The organism is Cellulosimicrobium cellulans, from assembly GCF_016907755.1.
GTDB classification, from domain to species: Bacteria; Actinomycetota; Actinomycetes; order Actinomycetales; family Cellulomonadaceae; genus Cellulosimicrobium; species Cellulosimicrobium cellulans_D.
Window position 1 is genome coordinate 643,118 of record NZ_JAFBCN010000001.1, and the last position, 19,944, is coordinate 663,061.

Annotated in this window: 14 protein-coding genes; 13 read left to right on the plus strand and 1 reads right to left on the minus strand. The window is 73.0% G+C overall.

Annotated elements, in window-relative coordinates; translation table 11 throughout:
• On the plus strand, positions 1–1,647 hold the full coding sequence (locus JOE63_RS02805; RefSeq protein ID WP_307839908.1) for a polyamine aminopropyltransferase: 1,647 nt from the start codon (positions 1–3) through the stop codon (positions 1,645–1,647).
• Here the strand turns inward: JOE63_RS02805 and JOE63_RS02810 are convergent.
• Positions 1,641–2,657, minus strand: coding sequence for an LLM class flavin-dependent oxidoreductase (locus JOE63_RS02810; RefSeq protein WP_204538955.1), 1,017 nt, complete (start codon positions 2,655–2,657; stop codon positions 1,641–1,643). The genes JOE63_RS02805 and JOE63_RS02810 overlap by 7 nt on opposite strands.
• A 100-nt stretch (positions 2,658–2,757) precedes the next feature.
• On the opposite strand from JOE63_RS02810, the gene JOE63_RS02815 reads away from it, so the two are divergent.
• The 12 genes from JOE63_RS02815 to JOE63_RS02870 all read left to right on the plus strand — a co-directional run bounded on the left by JOE63_RS02815 (position 2,758) and on the right by JOE63_RS02870 (position 19,886).
• Complete coding sequence (locus JOE63_RS02815) at positions 2,758–3,921, plus strand: serine hydrolase domain-containing protein (protein ID WP_087470641.1); 1,164 nt, start codon at positions 2,758–2,760, stop codon at positions 3,919–3,921.
• 70 nt (positions 3,922–3,991) lie between these two features.
• Complete coding sequence (locus JOE63_RS02820; RefSeq protein WP_087470642.1) at positions 3,992–5,008, plus strand: LacI family DNA-binding transcriptional regulator; 1,017 nt, start codon at positions 3,992–3,994, stop codon at positions 5,006–5,008.
• 245 nt (positions 5,009–5,253) lie between these two features.
• Positions 5,254–7,377, plus strand: coding sequence for an alpha-galactosidase (locus JOE63_RS02825; protein ID WP_307839909.1), 2,124 nt, complete (start codon positions 5,254–5,256; stop codon positions 7,375–7,377).
• Complete coding sequence (locus JOE63_RS02830; protein ID WP_087470643.1) at positions 7,374–8,306, plus strand: carbohydrate ABC transporter permease; 933 nt, start codon at positions 7,374–7,376, stop codon at positions 8,304–8,306. Before JOE63_RS02825 ends, JOE63_RS02830 begins: the two co-directional genes overlap by 4 nt.
• Before the next feature lie 7 nt (positions 8,307–8,313).
• A complete protein-coding gene (locus JOE63_RS02835; protein WP_087470644.1) occupies positions 8,314–9,264 on the plus strand; it encodes a carbohydrate ABC transporter permease in 951 nt (316 codons plus the stop codon).
• Positions 9,265–9,358: 94 nt separating this feature from the next.
• Complete coding sequence (locus tag JOE63_RS02840) at positions 9,359–10,699, plus strand: ABC transporter substrate-binding protein (protein WP_087470645.1); 1,341 nt, start codon at positions 9,359–9,361, stop codon at positions 10,697–10,699.
• Positions 10,700–10,806: 107 nt separating this feature from the next.
• On the plus strand, positions 10,807–13,710 hold the full coding sequence (locus JOE63_RS02845) for a hypothetical protein (protein ID WP_157759542.1): 2,904 nt from the start codon (positions 10,807–10,809) through the stop codon (positions 13,708–13,710).
• Between the two features lie 100 nt (positions 13,711–13,810).
• Positions 13,811–14,962: a DeoR/GlpR family DNA-binding transcription regulator gene (locus tag JOE63_RS02850; RefSeq protein ID WP_204538958.1), complete on the plus strand. Its 1,152-nt coding sequence runs from the start codon at positions 13,811–13,813 to the stop codon at positions 14,960–14,962.
• Positions 14,963–15,070: 108 nt separating this feature from the next.
• Positions 15,071–15,805 carry a DedA family protein gene (locus tag JOE63_RS02855; protein ID WP_087470648.1) on the plus strand — a complete coding sequence of 245 codons (735 nt, stop codon included), beginning with the start codon at positions 15,071–15,073 and terminating at the stop codon, positions 15,803–15,805.
• Between the two features lie 114 nt (positions 15,806–15,919).
• Positions 15,920–17,731, plus strand: a complete 1,812-nt coding sequence (locus JOE63_RS21605) for a bifunctional lysylphosphatidylglycerol flippase/synthetase MprF (protein WP_204538960.1) — start codon at positions 15,920–15,922, stop codon at positions 17,729–17,731.
• Positions 17,728–18,561, plus strand: a complete 834-nt coding sequence (locus tag JOE63_RS02865) for a hypothetical protein (protein ID WP_204538963.1) — start codon at positions 17,728–17,730, stop codon at positions 18,559–18,561. Before JOE63_RS21605 ends, JOE63_RS02865 begins: the two co-directional genes overlap by 4 nt.
• 95 nt (positions 18,562–18,656) lie before the next feature.
• On the plus strand, positions 18,657–19,886 hold the full coding sequence (locus tag JOE63_RS02870; RefSeq protein WP_204538967.1) for a MalY/PatB family protein: 1,230 nt from the start codon (positions 18,657–18,659) through the stop codon (positions 19,884–19,886).
• Positions 19,887–19,944 lie beyond the last annotated feature (58 nt).

The window sequence follows — 19,944 nt, forward strand, 5'->3', positions numbered from 1 at the left end:
GTGCTCGACCAGCAAGAGCTCCCGCCCGGGCGACCGCCCGAGGCCGCCGCGGACGACCCGGGCGAGGCCGCGCCCCCGGCCGGGCGGTCCGGCCGCGCGCGCCCGATGGACCGGCCCACGGTCTTCGCCGCCGCGCTGCTCGTCGCCGTCGGCGGGCTCGTCTACGAGCTCATCCTCGGGACGGCGGCCTCGTACCTGTTCGGCGACTCCGTCGTCGCGTTCTCCGTCGCGACGGGGCTGACGCTGTTCGGCATGGGCCTCGGCTCGCTCCTCGCGCCGCGGCTCCAGCGCACCGCGGGGCTGAGCTTCGTCCGCAACGAGCTCGTGCTCTCGCTCCTCGGCGGGACGTCGGTGCTCGCGCTGTTCTGGGCGTACGCGTCGACCGAGCTCGCGTGGGTCGTGTTCGTGATCCTGTCGCTCGCGATCGGCACGGCGATCGGCGTCGAGATCCCGCTGCTCGTCGCGGTGCTCAAGGAACGGGGGAGCGAGGGGTCGGTCTCGCTCCTGTCGAAGGTGCTCGCGCTCGACTACTTCGGGGCGCTCGCGGCGTCGCTGCTGTTCCCGTTCCTCCTGCTGCCGTACCTCGGGCTCGTCCGCACCGCGTTCGCGGTCGCCGTGCTCAACGTCGCGGTCGCGGCGTTCATGCTCGCGCGCATGGGCCACCCGCCGCGCTGGACCGCCCTCGCCGCCGTGACGCTCGTCGTCCTCCTCGCGGGGTTCGCCGCGTCCACGTGGCTCGAGACGCGCATCAGCGCCGGGATGTACCAGGACCCGGTCGTGGCGCAGGAGCGCAGCGCGTACCAGCAGGTCGTCGTCACCGAGTACCGCGGCGACACCCGGCTCTACCTGGACAACCAGCTCCAGTTCTCCTCCGTCGACGAGGCCCGCTACCACGAGACCCTCGCGCACGCGGCGATGACGTCCGTCGCCGCGCCCGCGTCCGTCGCGATCCTCGGCGGCGGCGACGGCCTCCTCGCGCGCGAGGTGCTGCGGTACGACTCCGTGCAGGAGGTCACGCTCGTCGACCTCGACCCCGCCGTCACCGACCTCGCGCGCGAGAACCGGCTCCTCACCGACCTCAACGAGCACGCGCTCGACGACCCGCGCGTGACGGTCGTCAACGCCGACGCCTTCCGCTGGGTCGAGGACACCCCGCAGACGTTCGACGTCGTGCTGGTCGACCTCGTCGACCCGTCCACGGAGCGCGTCGCCAAGCTCTACTCGCAGGAGTTCTACGGCATGGTCGCCGCGCACCTGCGGCCGGGCGGCGCGTTCGCGACCCAGGCGACGTCGTCGTACTTCACGCCGGACGCGTTCTGGCAGGTCGTGTCCACCGTCCGCGCCGCGGCGCCCGACCGGGCGGTCGTGCCGCTCACCGTCAACGTGCCGTCGTTCGGCGAGTGGGGGTACGCGCTCTCGCTCCCCGGGGGCGAGGTGGCACCCAGGGCGGGAGAGCCCGACGACGTCCCCGGGCTCTTCGCGCGCACGCCGCTTCCCGAGGGCCTGCGGTTCCACGACGCGGCATCGCTCGCTGCGACCACGCACCTGCCCGCCGACAACCCGCCGCGCGACCTGCCGTCGTCGACCCTGCTCTCCCCGACCGTGCAGCGCACCTACCAGGAGGACATGCGCGCCTGGCGCTACTGAGCGGTGTGCGCCACGGCCTCCAGCGCGTCGAGCGCCGCGAACGGGTCGTCCGGGCGGGTCGGGTCGGGGCTCGTCGCGACGAGCACGACGCTCGACACCCCGCCCGCGCCGAGCTCGGCGAGCCGGGCGCGGAAGGCGTCGGGCGGCCCGACGACGGCGAGCGCGTCGACCCACGCGTCCGGCATCGCGGCGGCGAAGGCCTCGGGGGTGTCGCTCGCGTCGCGCAGGGCGCGGAAGTCGTCGGCGAACGGCAGCGGGTCGATCTGCGCCGACCAGTCCGCCTCGCCCAGGACGGCGAGGTGCGGCCGGACGATCGCGCGGGCGGTCGCGACGTCGTCGTGCACCGCCCCGAGGGAGAACGCGACCACGCGGTGGGCCGGTGGGGCGGCGTCGCCCGCGCTCGCGCGCCCGGCGTCGATCGCGGCGCGCGCCACGGCCAGGTACTCCGGGGTCACGGGCATGTCGAGGATCGTCCCGTCGGCGACGCGGCCGGACACCTCGAGCGAGCGCGGGCCGCGCACCCCGGCGAGCACGGGCGGCGGCGAGGCGGGCGGGGCGTGCAGCGCGACGTCGTCGACCGTGACGTACCGGCCTGACGCCGAGACGCGCTCGCCGTGCAGCAGCGCGCGCACGGCCGACGTCGTCTCCTCGAGCATCGCGAGCGGGCTCGCGGGCCAGACGCCGATCTGCCGCATCCACGCGGGCATGCCGTGCCCGAGCCCCAGGTGCAGACGGCCGGGGTGCAGCGCGGCGAGGGTCGCGGCCTCCATCGCGGCGGTCGACGGCGCGCGCGTCGCGGCGGGGAGGATCCCGATGCCGACGGTGAGCCGCTGCGTCGTGGCCAGGACGGTCGCAGCCTGCGCGATCCCGCCGTGGAACGTCAGGTCCTCGACGACCCACACCTCGTCGAGCCCGACCTCCTCGGCGCGGCGTGCGAACGGCACGATCTGGTCGGCGGGCAGCTCGCGCGGCAGGATCACGCCGAGCGCGGGGGTCGTCGAGGTCGCCATGCGGCGACCGTACCCTGACAGCGCTCCCACCTGCGAGGGCCCCCGGTGACCGCCCGCAAAGCCCTGGCCGCAGCCGGAGCGCGGCGCCTACCGTCAAGGCATGACCGCGCTCGACGACGACGCCCTGGCCGCCCTCGACACCCACCTGCGCGCGGCGGCCGACGCCGACGCGTTCTCCGGCGTCGTCCGGATCGAGCGCGACGGCGACCCGCTCTTCGAGCGCGCGTACGGCGTCGCGTCGCGCCGCTGGGGCGTCCCGGTCCGCGCGAGCACGCGGTTCGACGTCGCGTCCGTGACCAAGCTGTTCACCGCCGTCGCGGTGCTCCAGCAGGTCGGGGAAGGGCGGCTCGGGCTCGACGACCGCATCCACGACCACGTGGACCTGGCGGGCACGACGATCCCGCGCGACGTGACGATCCGGCACCTGCTCACGCACACGTCGGGCATCGCGGACGACGCCGACGAGGAGGCGGGCGAGTCGTACGAGGCGCTGTGGGTCGACCGGCCGAGCTACTCCGTGACGCGCACGGCCGACTTCCTCCCGGGGTTCGTCCACAAGGAGCCCAACTTCCCGCCGGGGGAGGGCTGCCGCTATTGCAACGTCGGCTTCGTGCTCGCCGGGCTCGCGCTGGAGGCCGTCACCGGCAGCACCTACCGCGAGCACGTCCGCGAGCACGTCTTCGCGCGGGCAGGCATGGACCGCTCCGGGTTCTTCCGCATGGACGAGGCCGAGCCCGACGTCGCGGAGGGCTGGGAGCCCGTCCGCGAGGGCCCGGAGGGCGAGGGGCCCGTCACCGGGTGGCGGCAGAACATCTACTCCTACCCGCCCGTCGGCTCGCCCGACGGCGGCGCGCACGTCACCGCGCGCGACCTCGCCCGGTTCTGGGCGGCGGTCCGCGGCGGCGAGCTCCTGCCGCCCGACCTCACGCGCGCGTTCCTCACGCCGCAGGTCAAGCACGACGACGCCGACACGGACGAGACGGACGACAAGGACGCCGAGGGCGTGGAACGCGCGGCGAGCGTGCACTACGGGTTCGGGCTCGAGTTCGAGCTGCTCGCCGACGGCTCCGTGCGCTCCGCGTACAAGGAGGGGATCAACACCGGGTCGAGCGCGATGCTGCGCCACTACCCGGACGCGGGCGGATCCGTCCCGGACGGTCTCCCGCCGGCCGGGGTGCCCGGGGTGACGGTCGTCGTCGTGTCCAACGGGGAGGCCGGCGCCTGGGAGCCGGTCCGGCGGATCGACGCGCTCCTCCTGGAGTGAGCGAGGAACTGCCCCCACACGAGGCGTGGCGCGTGCAAACGTAGGTCGCCATCCGGCGTAACCTGCCGGGGTGACGAGTCGAGGACACCAGCCGCCGGTGCTGTCGGACGTGGCGGAGCTCGCCGGCGTGAGCATCTCGACGGTGTCGAGAGTGCTCACAGGGCGTACGCCGGTGAGCCCTCGGCTCAGGGACAAGGTCCAGGCGGCGGTCTCGGAGCTTGGCTACCGGCCCAACGCCGCGGCGCAGACGCTCGTCAGCGGGCGCCGTTCGACGGTGGCGGTCCTCGCGAGGAACACGTTGCGGTACGGCTACGCCGCCACCCTCCAGGGCATCGAGGAGGCCGCGCGGGCCGCCGGCTACGTGGTGTCGATCGCCGTCGTGGAGTCCGAGGCGCCGCGCGACCTCGATCGCGCGGTCGACCTCGTCCTGTCGCAGTCGCTGGCGGGAGCGATCGTCGTGGAGTTCGACTCGCTCGGCGTGCGCACGCTCGAGTCGTTGCCGGACGCGCTGCCCGTCGTCGCGGCGGCCGGTGCTCGGCGCCGGCCGGGTCCGCGACCGCACGCGTTCCTCGACGACCAGGCGGGGGGCGAGGAGGCGACGAGCTACCTCCTGGGGCTTGGGCACCGCACCGTGCACCACGTGGCGATCCCGTCGACACGTCCGCGCAGCGGTCGAACCTGGGGCTGGCGTCGTGCGCTCGAGAGCGCGGGCGTCGAACGGCCTGGCGTGATCCAGGCGAGCTATGACCCGGACTCCGGGTACGAGGCCGGGCTGGTGCTCGCGGCGGACCCGGCCGTCACCGCCGTGTTGTGCGGCAACGACGAGCTCGCCATCGGCGTCATGCGCGCCCTCACCGAGCAGGGCAGGCGAGTGCCCGAGGACGTCAGCGTGGTCGGCTTCGACGACCAGCCGTTCGCGCGCATGTGGAGCCCGCCCCTCACGACGGTCGCCCAGGACTTCGTCGACCTCGGACGCCGGACGTTCGGGATGCTCGCGCGCTGGGTGGAGACGGGCGAGCGTCCGGAGGACAGCGCTGCCAGGCCAGAGCTCGTCCTCCGGGAGAGCGCTGCGCCACCTCGGGACTGACACCCCCTTCTTTCTCCTCCGGCCGCACCGGAAGTCGCGGTCGGCGCGTCGCCCCGCGCCCCGTGACCCGGCACACCCGGTCTGACCAACGTTTGCAGAGCAGGGGATGTGTGCGCTAACTTCTGACCAACGTTTGCAGGAACCCGCACAGGTGCGGGGCGACGAGGGAGTGCGCGTACGTGGTGAGCACAACGGTGGCCGAGGACGTCCGGGACGCGGACGGGACCCAGGCTTGGCCTCGAGTGGTGCGTCTGGCGGCGGCCGGCGCGGCCGTCGTCCTCCTGCTCCCGGAGGACGGTCTCCCCGAGGTGCTGCACTGGGGCGCCGACATCGGGGACAGCCCCGAGGACCTCGAGGACCTCGAGAGGGCGACCCGGCCGGTCCTCGCGACGAACGGCGTCGACCACGGCGTGCGCGTCGCGCTCCTGCCGGAGTCCTGGACGGGCTGGACCGGGACGCCGGGGCTCTCCGGTCACCGTGCCGGGGCGAGCTGGTCGCCGCGGTTCCGCCCGACGCGGATCGACGTGGACGAGCACGAGCAGGGCGGATCGGTCGTCGTCCAGGCGCACGACACGGCTGCTGGCCTGCGCCTCGGGCTGGAGCTGGAGCTGCTCCCCTCGGGTCTGCTCCGGCTGCGTGGACGGGTGACCAACGTCGGGGCCCGGCCGTACACCCTCGACGGCCTGCGCCTCGCCCTGCCGGTCCCCACGAAGGCGGACGAGATCCTCGACCTCGCCGGGCGCTGGGCCAAGGAGCGAGTCCCGCAGCGGGCCCCGTTCGTCGTCGGCTCCCACGTCCGCGAGGGCAGGCACGGTCGGACCGGTGCAGACGCGGCGACGGTGCTCGTCGCGGGCGAGCCCGGGTTCGGTTTCGAGTCGGGGGAGACGTGGGGGGTCCACGTCGCCTTCAGCGGCAACCACGTCGTGTCCGCCGAGCGGACCTTCGACGGTCGCCGGCTCCTCCTGGGCGGCGAGCTGCTGCTGCCCGGCGAGGTCGAGCTGGCGCCGGAGGAGTCATACACCGGCCCCTGGATCTATGCGAGCCACGCGGACGGGCTCGATGCGCTCGCCGCCCGGTTCCACGACCACCTGCGCGCGCGCCCCCGGCACCCGCGCTCACCCCGCCCGGTCGTCATGAACGTGTGGGAGGCCGTCTACTTCCACCACGACCTCGACCGGCTCAAGGAGCTTGCCGACCTTGCGGCGGAAGTGGGGGTCGAGCGGTTCGTGCTCGACGACGGGTGGTTCGGCGGGCGTCGTGACGACGCCACCGGCCTCGGCGACTGGGCGGTCTCCGAGGAGGTCTGGGGCGACGGGCGCTTCACCGAGCTCGTCCGGCACGTCAAGGGGCTCGGGATGGAGTTCGGGCTCTGGTTCGAGCCCGAGATGGTGAACCCCGACTCCGACCTCGCCCGGCGGCACCCGGAGTGGATCCTCCAGGTCGAGGGCAGGCTCCCTGTCGAGGCACGCCACCAGCAGGTGCTCGACCTCTCGCACCCGGGAGCGTACGAGCACGTGCTCTCCAGCGTCGTCGCCGTCGTCCGCGAGCACGGGGTCGACTTCGTCAAGTGGGACCACAACCGCGACCTCGTCGACGCAGGGTCGACGCGCACCGGCCGCGCCGGGGTCCACGAGCAGACGCTCGCCGCCTACCGCCTCATCGACGAGATCCGCGCGCGGTGCCCGGGCCTGGAGATCGAGTCCTGCTCGTCCGGCGGCGCACGGGTCGACCTCGAGATCCTCGAGAGGACCGACCGGGTATGGGCGTCGGACTGCATCGACGCCCACGAGCGGCAGCAGATCCAGCGCTGGACCGCGCAGCTCCTGCCGCCCGAGCTGGTCGGCAGCCACGTGGGGGCGGACCGGGCGCACACGACGGGCCGCCGGCTCGACCTCTCGTTCCGGGCCGCGACCGCGGTCTTCGGGCACTTCGGCATCGAGTGGGACCTCTCGGAGGCCGGCGAGGGGGAGCGCGCGGAGCTCGCAGGCTGGGTCGACTACTACAAGCAGGCGCGGCACCTCGTGCACACGGGTCGTGTGGTGCGCCGGTCGCTCGAGGGTGGTGACCTGTGGCTCCACGGCGCGGTGAGCCCGGACCGCACGGAGGCGCTGTACGGGCTCACGCTCCGCGAACGCCACGTCACCTGGCCCGCGGGCCGGGTACGGCTGCCCGGCCTGGACCCTGACGCGACCTACCTCGTCCGCCCCTCCGGCCCGGCCGTCGTCCGGGGCGACGACCCGCGCACCGCCCCCACCTGGTGGGCGGACGGACTGCGGCTGAGCGGGGCGGCGCTCGGCTCCGTCGGGATCAGCGTCCCGGCGCTCGACCCGGACCAGGCGGTGCTGATCCACGTGGAGGTGGAGAGATGAGCGCGGAGACGAGTACGCGTCCGGCAGCCCCAGCCCGGGCGGCTCGGCGGCGGTCGCAGGAGGTGCGGAACCTCCCCGCGGCACTGCTGTTCGTGCTGCCCGCCGGCATCGGGTTCCTCGTGTTCTTCCTGTGGCCGACGCTTCGGGGGATCTGGCTGAGCTTCACCGACTCCACCGCGTTCAACGCCGGCGGCTTCGTCGGGCTCGAGAACTACCAGCGGATGGTCGCGGACCCGGTCTTCTGGAACGCCTTCAAGGTGACCATCTGGTACGTGCTGCTCAACATCGGGCTCCAGACGGTGCTCGCCGTGGTGGTCGCGGTGCTCATGCACCGGCTCACGCAGTCGATGGCGATCCGCGGCATCGTCCTCACCCCGTACCTCGTGTCCAACGTCGTCGCGGCGATGCTCTTCCTGATGCTGCTCGACTACCAGCTCGGGTTCGTGAACGAGCTGGTCGAGACGCTCGGCGGCGACCGCATCATGTTCTTCGGCGACCAGTCCCTCGTGATCCCCACGATCGCCCTGGTGAACGTGTGGCGCCACCTCGGGTACACGGCGCTGCTGCTCTTCGCCGGGCTGCAGACGATCCCGGAGAACCTCTACGAGGCGGGCCGCGTGGACGGCGCGTCCGAGCTGCGCATGTTCCGCTCGATCACGATGCCGCTCCTGCGCCCCTACCTGGGCCTCGTGCTCATCGTCACGATGATCGGTTCGTTCCAGGTCTTCGACACGGTGTCGGTCGCGACCCAGGGCGGGCCGGCGAACGCCTCGAACGTCATCCAGTACTACATCTACCAGGTCGCCTTCAGCCGCGGGTACGACTTCGGGTACGCGTCGGCCATGTCGGTCGCCCTGCTCGTGGTGCTCGCCGTGATCGCGGTCGTCCAGTTCCGGCTCACCCGGGCCAACCAGAACGACATGGCGTGAGGTTCCGATGACCACCACAGCTCCAGCACCCGTCGCGGCACCGACCGAGCAGGCCCCGACCGAGGCGACGACCCGTCGTCGGCCCCGGATCACCCCAGGCCGCGTCCTCGGCTGGGTCGTGCTCGTGCTCCTCATGATCGTGACGATCTTCCCGTTCTACTGGATGTTGCGGACGGCGCTGTCCACCAACGCGGCACTGCCCGGAGGCGCCGCGGACCCGCTGCCCGTCGGGTTCAGCTGGGAGGGCTTCCGCCGCGCGCTCGGGCTCGCCACGGCGCAGGAGTCGCTCGCCGACGGCGGGTCCGGCGCCTCGATGGACTTCCCGCGGTACCTGCTGAACTCCGTCGTCGTCGCGACCCTAGTCACGGTGTGCCAGGTGTTCTTCTCCGCGATGGCCGCGTATGCGTTCGCGCGGCTGCGGTGGCCGGGTCGCGACGCCGTCTACGCGGTCTTCCTCACCGGCCTGATGGTCCCGACCATCTTCACGCTCCTGCCGAACTTCCTCCTGGTGCGCGACCTCGGCCTGCTCGACACGCTGCCGGGGATCGCGCTCCCGACGATGCTCATGACCCCGTTCGCGGTGTTCTTCCTCCGGCAGTTCTTCGCCGGGATCAGCTTCGAGATCGAAGAGGCGGCGAAGCTCGACGGAGCCGGGCGGTTCAGGACGTTCTTCACGATCGTCCTGCCCATGGCCTCGCCCGCCGTGGTGACCCTTGCGGTCCTCACCTACATCACGGCGTGGAACGACTATCTGTGGCCGTTGCTCGTGAGCCAGTCCGACGACTCACGAGTGCTCACCCTCGCGCTCGGGATCTTCCGGGCGCAGTCCCCCCAGGCATCTCCGGACTGGGCCGGCCTCATGGCGGCGACGCTGCTCGCAGCGCTGCCGATGCTCCTGCTCTTCCTCGCGTTCGCGAAGAGGATCGTCAACTCGATCGGCTTCACGGGAATCAAGTAGCCGCTCGTCACCAGGGGGCTCACGGGTACGGCGGCCGTCGGACCCGACAACCATTCCGCACCATCGACGCGGATGTCTGCGAAAGGGAACAACGATGCGCAAGTCTGTCCACGTCGCGGTGGCAGGATCCCTGGTCCTCGCCCTCGGCGCCTGCTCCTCGGGAGGCGGCTCGGGCTCGGGCGGCTCCGGCGACAAGATCTCGTACTGGCTCTGGGACTCGAACCAGGTGCCCGCCTACCAGGCGTGCGCCGCGGCGTTCTCGGAGGAGAACCCGGACGTCTCGGTCAAGATCGAGCAGTTCGCCTGGGACGACTACTGGACGAAGCTCACGGCCTCGTTCGTCGGCGGCTCGGGTCCGGACGTCTTCGTCGACCACCTGTCGAAGTACGGCGAGTTCGCCGCGCAGGGGCAGATCGTCGCGCTCGACGAGCTGGTGGAGAAGGACTCGGTGGACACCACTGTCTACGCCGAGGGCCTCATCGACCCGTGGCGCTACGCCGACGGCTCGCTGTACGGCCTCCCGAAGGACTGGGACACGACCGCCTTCTTCTACAACGAGGCGCTCGTCGCGGACGCCGGCTACACGGCGGACGACCTGTGGGCGGCCGACTGGAACCCGGACGACGGCGGCACGTTCGAGCAGATCGTCGCGCACCTGACGGTGGACGCGAACGGAGTGCGTGGTGACGAGGCCGGGTTCGACAAGTCGAACGTCGCGGTCTACGGCCTGGGCATCAACCCGAACTTCGAGGAGACGGGCCAGATGCAGTGGGCCAACTTCACGGGCTCGCTGGACTGGGACTACCTGGACGAGAACCCGTGGGGCACGCGCTACAACTTCGACGACCCGGAGTTCCAGAAGGCGGTCGACTGGTTCTACGGCCTCGCGGACAAGGGCTACGCACCTGCGGCGGGCGTGTTCTCCGAGGAGACGCTCACCCAGGTCGGTTCCGGCAAGGTCGCCATGGGCACCAACGGCTCCTGGGCGACCGGGACCTTCAAGGCGCTCGAGGGCGTCGAGGTCGGTATCGCGCCCGGGCCGGTCGGTCCGACGGGTGAACGCGCGTCCGTGTTCAACGGGGTCGCCGACTCGATCAGCGCGTCGTCGAAGAAGCAGGACGCGGCCTGGGAGTGGGTCCAGTACCTCGGCTCCAGCGCGTGCCAGGACATCGTCGCCGAGCACGCCGTCGTCTTCCCCGCGATCCCCGAGTCCGCGGACAAGGCGCTGGCCGCGTTCGAAGCGAAGGGCTGGGACGTCTCGGCGTTCTTCAGCTACCGCGAGGAGGGTCGCACGTTCCTTCCTCCGATCACGGTCCGCGCAGGTGAGGTGAACGCCATCGCGTCGGTCGCGTTCGAGGACATCGCGCTCGGCAACAAGGACGCGTCATCCCTGACGGAGGCGAACGAGCAGATCAACGCGGTCCTGGCGGACTGAGCACCAGCACGGACGGTTGGGCGCGGCCCGTGCCGCGCCCAACCGTCCGCTCGGGGCGGTCGCACCGGCCGTCCCCCGGTTTCGACAGCACGAAGGAGTGTGGACAGATGCAAGGCAAGAGAACGGACGGCGGGCGCACGGTCCTCCGCCGGCTCACGGCAGGACTGACTGCGTCCCTGGTCGCCGCTACCGGAGCGGTGACCGTGCTGCCCGGTGCAGCGGCTGCCGAGGACGTCGAGGTCCTCGCGGTCGACCTGTCGGCCTCGACAGGTGCGGTGCAAGGCGGAGCCTCGGGCATGCTCTACGGTCTGGGCGACGACGGCGTGCCCACCGACGCGATCATCGCCGGGGCGCACCCGACGAACGTCACCCAGAAGGCGCCCCACGGAGCCCAGCACCCCAACGGGGACCCGCTCGACGTCGAGCGCTCGCTCTTCGAGAACGGGGGCGAGTACCTGATGGTGAACATCCAGGACTACTACCCCGACTGGGCCTACAACGGTGGCAAGCGCCCCGAGGACTTCGACACCTACCTCGACATCGTCCGCACGGTCGTGACGAGCATCGTCGAGGAGTCGGACTACCCCGAGCGGTACGTCTTCACGCCGTTCAACGAGCCCGACGGCATCAACTGGTACGGCGACTGGAACGTCATGCGGGACACCTTCCTCGCCGACTGGAAGGCCGCGTACGAGACCATCAAGGAGATCTACCCGGAGGCGAAGATCGCCGGCCCCGGTGACGCGTGGTGGCACGGGACCAGCACCCGCCAGATCCTCACCTACGCCAAGGCGAACGACGTCCTGCCGGACATGTGGACCTGGCACGAGCTCGGTGTCGAGAACCTCGCCACGTTCCGGTCGCACCTCGCGGAGTTCCGTCAGATCGAGCGGGAAGTCGGGGTCGGCCCGCTCCCGGTGAACATCACCGAGTACGCGATGCGCCGCGACATGGGCGTCCCGGGTCAGCTGGTCCAGTGGATCTCGATGTTCGAGGACGAGAAGGTCGACGCGCAGACGGCGTACTGGACGTTCGCGGGCAACCTCAACGACAACATGGCCAAGAACAACGCCGCGAACGGCGCGTGGTGGCTGCTGAAGTGGTACGGCGACCTCACGGGGGAGACCGTGGAGCTGACCCCGCCGACGCTGAACAAGGTCGACACGCTGCAGGGGCTCGCAGCCCTCGACGAGGAGAAGCGCCAGGCGACGGTCCTGTTCGGTGGCGGCTCGAAGGACGTACGCGTCGACGTGTCGGGCATCAACGCCGAGGTGTTCGGCGACGAGGTCGACGTCCAGGTGCGTCGTGCCGAGTTCACCGGGCAGGAGGGCGAGGCGCTGGCGCCGCCGGTCGTGGTGGCCGAGCGTGCCGCGGTGGTCGATGGTGCCGTGCAGGTCGTGGTCCCGAACAGCGACCGTCACTCGGCCTACCAGGTCGTGGTGACGCCGACGCTTGACGATGCGCCGGTGGTGGACACGACGTGGACGCACCGCCTGGAGGCGGAGTCGGCGCAGCTGTCCGGGCTGACGGTGGTGGACCGCCCCGCCGGTGACGCGTGGACGTTCGCGGCCTCGGGTGCCAAGGACGTGCGCGGGTTCACGTCGGCGGGGGCGACGGCGTCGTGGACGGTCGACGTCCCGACGACGGGCACGTACCGCCTGGGTGTCATCGCGGGAGTGAACGGGCCGAACGTGGGGCCCGGCTCGCACGCGCTGTTCGTCGACGGAGCCCAGGCGGGCACGATCCGCTACGAGGCCGGGTTCTCGGACTCCTACCGCGGCAAGGCCGAGGTCCTGGTGGATCTCCAGGCGGGCGCGCGCGAGCTGTCGGTGCGCGCCAGCGCCGACGGGTCCACGGTCCTGCCGGGCGCGAACGTGACCCTCGACCGGTTCGACCTCGAGCGCGTCGACGGTCCGGACACCTCGACCTACCCGGCGAACCTCGCCCGCCTGTCCGGTGCGACGGTCTCCTACGACACCGGCACGGCCGGGCGCGTGGAGGTCGCTGACGAGGGCTCGGCGACGTTCTACGTGGCCGCTCGCGAGACGGGGTACTACGACGTGACGCTGGACTACTCGGCGGACGCGGCGACGACCGTGGGGCTGCGGCTCAACGGCCGGGAGGTGGCCGGCCTCGAGGCGGACGCCGCGGGCGAGCGCATCTCGGCGGCGCGTGTCCACCTCGCGAAGGGCATCACGGAGCTCACGGTCACCTCGCCCAAGGGCATCGCGCTCGGGTCGCTGACCACCACGCGGGCCGCCGAGTCCGACGCGACGGTCACGACGGTCGAGGCCGAGGACGTGCTCCAGCTCTCGGGTGGTGCACGCCTCGAGTCGGTGGCGCAGCCGACCGACGTGTCGGGCCGGCAGGTCTCCTGGCTGGGCGGCAGCCCGCAGAGCGTCGCCGTGTGGCCGCGCGCCGAGGGTGTGGGCGCGGGTCAGTACGACCTCGTGGTGCGGTACGCGAACGCGGAGAAGAACACCGGGCACGCGTACAACACCGACGTCATCACGCGCTTCCTCGACGTGAGCGAGGCCGGCGGCGGCACCACGCGCGGCGCCTTCCGGCACAACTACTCGTGGAAGGGCTTCTGGACCCACACGGTCGCTCTGGACCTCACCACGGACGACGGCGCCCTGACGCTGGGCAACGCCACGGGCTGGGCCCCGAACCTGGACACCCTCGCCCTGGCGCCGCTGGTGCTGGACGTGACCAACTCCGGTTCCTCCGCGGGCGTCGCGCTGGACGTTCAGGTCCAGCCGCGCTGCCTGGCCGGCAAGGCCTACCTCGCGGTGCGCGCGACGAACCAGGAGCAGTCCGCCGTCGACATCTCGGTCGCCACGGCGTTCGGCGCCCGCGAGTTTGCCGCGGTCGGCCCCGAGCGATCCGGCTACCAGTCCTTCGCCACGCGTGCGGCCCGGCTCGAGGCGGGCAGCGTCACGGTGACGGGCGCGACGGACGGGCGTGAGGGTCGGTACGACGTCGCGTACGACGCGCTCGACTGCGGCTGACCCGCTGACGGTCGTCCGCCACGTCGCTCGGGCCTCGCACGGTATGAACGACGCGAGGCCCGAGCGACGGGCTCCAGGTCGTACGCACTACACGGACCTGGTGCTCGCGCTCCAGGCGTCCGGCGCCTGCGACGCCGGGAGGACCACAGCGGTCCGGGACGTCGTCGCGGACGTCTCGTTCGACGACGTCTGGATGCCCCGGTCGCGCGGGTACGTCGCGCTCGCGCGAGCCGGAGTCATCCAGGCCTGGATCCATCCCGGCTTCGTCGACGTCAGGTCGGGGCCTGGCGGGGCCCGTCGGATCCCCCTCCCGCGCCGCGGACTGGCAAGTCCAGGCGACGTCGACCCCGGCACGATGCACGACGGCGACGTCAAGGAGACCGCGATGACGACTGATCGGCGACCCACCCCGACGCGGGGGGAGCAGAGCAGCGACCGGCTGCTCGGTACGGTGCGCAGGGAGCGCATCGCCGCCGCCGTGCGCGTCCGTGGCGTCGTCACGGTCGCCGACCTCGTCCGCGACCTCGGGGTGTCCGAGATGACCGTTCGTCGCGATCTCGCCGCCCTCGCGGAGCGCGGTCTGCTCCACCGGGTGCACGGTGGCGCGACGTCGGCCCGAGGTCAGGGATCGGTGCACGTCCCGCGGCCGGGACCCCCTCGCGCGGGTGACGACGCGCGCGCGGAGGTCGCCGTGCGGTTGATCGAGCCCGGGGGCGTCGTCGCCCTGGGGTCGGGGACCACCATGCCCCTCCTTGCAGAACGGATCGTGGGTGATCCACGGCTCCGGCCGCTCACGGTCCTGACGAGCTCGACGGTCGTCGCGCGAGTCGTGGACTCCGCAGGAGACGGCCTGCTGACGGCGATCCTCACCGGTGGCACGCGCACCGCGTCGGGGACTCTCGTGGGCCCGCTGGCGCGACGCGCGTTCGGCGAGATTCCCAGCACGCTCGCCTTCGTCGACGCCTACCGGATCACGTCCGAGACCGGGGTGGCCGGCCCGGGACACGAGGAGGCCGGCGTCAGCCGGGCGATGGTGGAGAACGCCGACCGGGTCGTGGTCCTCGCGAGCAGATCGGCCTGGCGGCCCGGCGGGCGGCACCCGATCGCCTCGCTGGACGAGGTCGACGTCCTCGTCACCGACGACGCGGCGCCTGCCCGCGAGCGTGAACGGGCCGGGTCCGCCGTCGGGCGGCTGTTGCTCGCACCTGCCGGGGCCGCGCTCCCGGCACGTCGGCGTCTCGTACGCGGTTGAGGTGGCCCCGTACGCCACGAGACTCCGCGCGCCTCCGCACGAGACCTCCACACGGTCTGGCCCGCATCGGCCGCGCGGGGTCCCGACGCTCGCCTAGGCTCGGGAGCCATGCCCTCCGGACTTTCCGCCGCCCTCTCGGCCGCCCTGCCCGCCGCGTCGACGGCGGAGCCCGCGCTCGACGGCGTCGCGGGCTGGGCCGTGAACCTCATGGAGACGCTGGGGCCGGTCGGCGCGGCGATCGCGATCGCGCTCGAGAACCTGTTCCCGCCCCTGCCGAGCGAGATCATCCTGCCGCTCGCGGGCTTCACGGCGAGCCAGGGGAGCTTCGGCCTCGTCGAGGCGATCCTGTGGACGACGGCCGGGTCGGTCGTCGGGGCGCTCGCGCTCTACCTCGTGGGGGCGCTCGTCGGGCGCGAGCGCACGCGCTGGGTCGCGGAGCGCCTGCCGCTCGTCAAGGTCGCGGACGTCGACCGCACCGAGCAGTTCTTCCTCAAGCACGGCGGCGCGACCGTCTTCTTCGGTCGCTTCATCCCGATCTTCCGCAGCCTCATCTCCATCCCGGCCGGGGTCGAGCGCATGCCGCTGTGGAAGTTCCTCGGCCTGTCCGCGGCGGGCAGCCTCGTGTGGAACACGATCTTCGTCTACGCCGGCTACGCCCTCGGCGAGCAGTGGCACGTCGTGGAGGAGTACGCGGGTGTGCTCCAGAAGGTCGTGATCGTGGTCGTCGCGGCCGCGGTCGTGTGGTTCGTCGTGACGCGCGTCTGGCGCTGGGTGAACGACGACGAGCGCCCCGCCCACGCGCGCGGCGGGCGGTCGTCGTCGCCTGCCCGCGACGACGCCTGACCGCGTCCGACGCCGGACGGTCCCCCACCTGGAGCGTCCCGGCGCTGGCGGCGCGGCAGCGTCCCGCGGCCGGTCGCCCGCGCGGTCGGGGCGAGCCTGGCGGATGATCGGAGCGTGCCCGACGAGAACCCCCGCCCGAGCGCGCCGCCGAGCCAGTCCCCGAGCGCGTCGTCCGGCGTGTCCCGGGCAGCGCCTGACGCCGCGCTCGTCGCGACGGGGCGGCACTCCCCGCTCGCGGCCCAGCGGCACCGCGTCCGCGTGCGCCGGGTCGCCGCGACCGTCGTCGTGGTCCTCGCGGTCCTCTCGCTCGTGGGTCTCGTGGCGCGCCGGCTCTGGGTCCACCTGACGGTCTTCCAGGACTTCCTCCCGGGCGTCGAGGCGAGCAGCCGCGCGTCGAGCATCCTGCTCGCGGCCGTCGTCCTGCTCCTCACGGCGCGCGGCCTGCGCAACGGCCACCGGCTGTCGTGGGTCGTGACGTGCGCGGTGCTGGGCCTGACGGCCGTCGCGCACCTGGTGCACCACCGGCACGCGCTGCCGGCCGTCGTCGTGCTGCTCGCGGTCGGGTGGCTCCTCACGCAGTGGCGCGCGTTCCCCGTCCTGCCCACGCGGCGCGCGGTGCGCCGGGCCGTGCTGCTCCTCGTCGCGATCGGGGTCGCGCTGGTCCTCGTCGTGGTCGCGGTCGCCGTGGTGCTCGCCGCGCGCGACGCGGGCGACGCCGAGCTCGAGAGCGCGGCCCGCGTGATCGCCGTCGTCGCGACGGTGCTCAACCTCGTGCTCGTGGTGCTCGTGCTCTGGTGGCTGCTCTCGCCGCGGTCGCCCAAGCCCGCGACGACGGCGGAGCACCTCGCCGAGCGGGAGAAGGCGCGCACGGTCGTGGCCGCGCACGGGGGCGGCACGCTCGACTACTTCGCCCTGCGCGACGACAAGGACTGGTTCTTCGTCGGCCACGGCGTCGTCGCGCACTCGGTCCGCAACGGCGTGTGCCTCGTCTCGCCCGACCCGATCTGCCCGCCCGCCGAGCGCGAGCTCGTCTGGGCCGAGTTCCTCGACCACGTCGCGCGCAACGGCTGGAAGGTCGCGGTCGTGGCGGCGGGCGAGCCGTGGCTCCCGGTCTACGAGGCATCAGGCCTGCTGCCTGCGTACCTCGGCGACGAGGCGACCGTGGACTGCCCGTCGTTCACGCTGGAGGGCAAGGCGCACAAGTCGCTGCGCCAGGCCGTGAACCGCGTCGCGCGCACCGGGTACACGACGACCTTCCACGACCCCACGGCGCTCGACCCCGCGCTGCGCGACGAGATCGCCGCGATGAGCGACGAGTCCCGGCGCGGCGAGGACGAGCGCGGGTTCTCCATGACGCTCTCGCGCCTGTTCGACCCCCACGACACCGGGCTCATGCTCTCCGTCACCCGGTCCGCCGAGGGGCGCGTGGACGCGTTCTGCCAGTGGGTGCCCGCGAGCGACATCGACGGCTGGTCCCTCGACGTCATGCGTCGCCGCCTCGACGTGCCGGACCTGCCGAACGGCCTCGTGGACGCGACGATCGTCGCGACGATCGCGGAGCTCGTCGCGCGCGGCCAGCGCGGTCTCGGTCTCAACTTCGCCGTCCTGCGTGAGCTCATGGACGGCGAGCGCGACTCGCGGCTCGACCAGCTCGTGCGGCCGGTGGTCAAGCGGTTCTCCGAGGGGACGCAGGTGGAGACGCTCGCGACGTTCAACGACAAGTTCGACCCCGGCTGGACCCGCCGCTATGTGGTGCTCGACTCGGCGGAGCAGGCGGCCGCGCAGGCGCTCGTCATGGCCGGCGCCGAAGGAGTCACGGAGATCCCGGTGATCGGCCGGTTCCTGCGCGGGGTCGGCGCCGCCCCGGCAGAGGCCGCTCCCGCCGTGGCGACGTCCGGACCTGCAGCGGGGGGCGAGACCTCGTGATCCTGTCTCTCCTCGCCGCCGTCGCCGCGAGCGTCCTGTACGCGGTGAGCACGATCATGCAGGCGATCGCGACGCGGCGGGCGCACGGCCTCGCGGCCGTCGCGCAGCCGCTCGTCATCGGCGGGCTCGTGGTCGACGGCGTCGCGTGGCTCCTCTCGTTGCTCGCCCTCGACCACCTGCCGCTGTTCGTCGTGCAGGCCGTCGTCGCGGCGTCGCTCGTGGTCGTCGTGCTGCTCGCGCGGCTCGTGCTCGGCGCGACGCTGCGCCGCACGGACCTCGTGGCGATGGGCGTCGTCGTGGCCGGCCTCGTCGTGCTCGCGCTCGCCGCGGGGGAGCAGCCCGCGACGCACCCGCCGGCGGGCTTCGTGACGTGGGTCAACGTCGCCGGGGCCGCCGTCGCGGTGGGCACGGCCGCCGCCTACCGGCGCGGGCACCCCGTGCTCCTCGCTGTGCTCGGCGGCCTGGGCTACTCCGTCGCCGCCGTCGCCGCGCGCGGCGCCCACGCGTCGGGCGACCTGCTCGACACCGTCTTCCAGCCGCTCGCCGTCGCGATCGTGCTCGGCGGTGTCGCGGGCGCGCTCGCGTACCTGCGCGCGCTCGAACGCGGCGCGGTGGGCACGGTCGCCGCGACCGTGTCCGTCCTCGAGGTGCTCGTCCCCGGGATCGTCGGTCTCGCCGTGCTCGGCGACGTCGTGCGGTCGGGCTGGGCCGTCCCCGCGGTGGTCGCGACGCTCGCGGCGGTGGGCGGCTGCGTCGTCCTCGCGACGAGCCCGGCGAACGCCGCGGCGGAGGAACCGGCCCCCACCCCCGCGGCGCCGGGAACGACCTAGGGTGGTCCGGGTCGACCCGTCGAACCCGGGGTCGCTCCCCACGCGCACGGCTTCGTGAGGAGACGTCCCGGGTTCGGCACCGAGGGAGGAGAACGATGCGCACGCCCCTGGACGTCCTCACGCTCGACGAGCTGCGCCGTCGGACGTCGGTGAAGTGGCGCGCGTTCGACCCCGACGTGCTGCCGCTGTTCGTCGCGGAGATGGACGTCGCGCCGTGCGAGGCCGTGGTCGACGCCGTGACCGCGGCCCTGCGCGCGGGCGACACCGGGTACGACGTCGGCACCGCCTACGGCGAGGCGTACGCGCGGTTCGCGGCGCGCCGGTGGGGCTGGTCGTTCGACGCGTCGACGTCGCGCACCCTGCCCGACGTGATGCTCGCGATCGTCGAGGTGCTGCGCGTCCTCACGGCCCCGGGCGACGCGGTCGTCGTGAACCCGCCGGTGTACCCGCCGTTCTACGGCTTCACGGCGAACGAGGGGCGGCGGGTCGTCGACGCCCCGCTCGGCCCGGACGGGCGGCTCGACCTCGACGCGCTCGAGCTCGCGTTCGCCGACGCGACGGGCGTCGCCGCGAACGGGCGCGGCCCCGGGAGCGGGCGCCGCGCCGTCTGGCTCGTGTGCAACCCGCAGAACCCCACCGGGACGGTGCACACCCCCGCCGAGCTCGAGGCCGGCCTCGCGCTCGCCGCCCGGTACGGGGTGCGCGTCGTCGCGGACGAGATCCACGCGCCGCTCACCCGACCGGGCCTCGACGGCCGCCCGGCGACGACCCACACCCCGCTCCTCGCCGTCCCGGGCTCCGAGCGTGCCCTGGCGATCGTCTCCGCGTCCAAGGCCTGGAACCTGCCGGGGATCAAGGCCGCGGCGGCCGTCGCCGGGCCTGACGCCGCCGCCGACCTGCGCCGGATCCCCGAGGAGGCGAGCCACGGCGTGCAGCACGTGTCGGTGCTCGCGCACGTCGCCGCGCTCGACCACGGGGAGGCGTGGCTCGACGCCGTCCTCGCGGGCGTCGAGCGCAACGCGTGGCTCCTCGCCGACCTCCTCGCGGCGCACCTGCCGGAGGTCGGCTACCGCCCCGGCGAGGCGACGTACCTCGCGTGGCTCGACTGTCGAGGGATCGCCGGCGGTCCGTCCTCCGACGGCGTCCCGGCGCCTGCGCACGACCCGCGCGCCTGGTTCCTCGACCGGGCGCGGGTCGCGCTGGAGGACGGGCGCCGGTTCGGCCCCGGCGGAGAGGGTCACGTTCGGCTCAACCTCGCGACCGGCGTCGACGTGCTCGCGGAGGCGGTCGAGCGCATGGGGGAGTCGGTGCGCGCGGCGGTCTGAGCGCGACGTGCCCGCCGCCGATACGCAAGCACCCGATGACTCCGCGCCGCCCGACCGG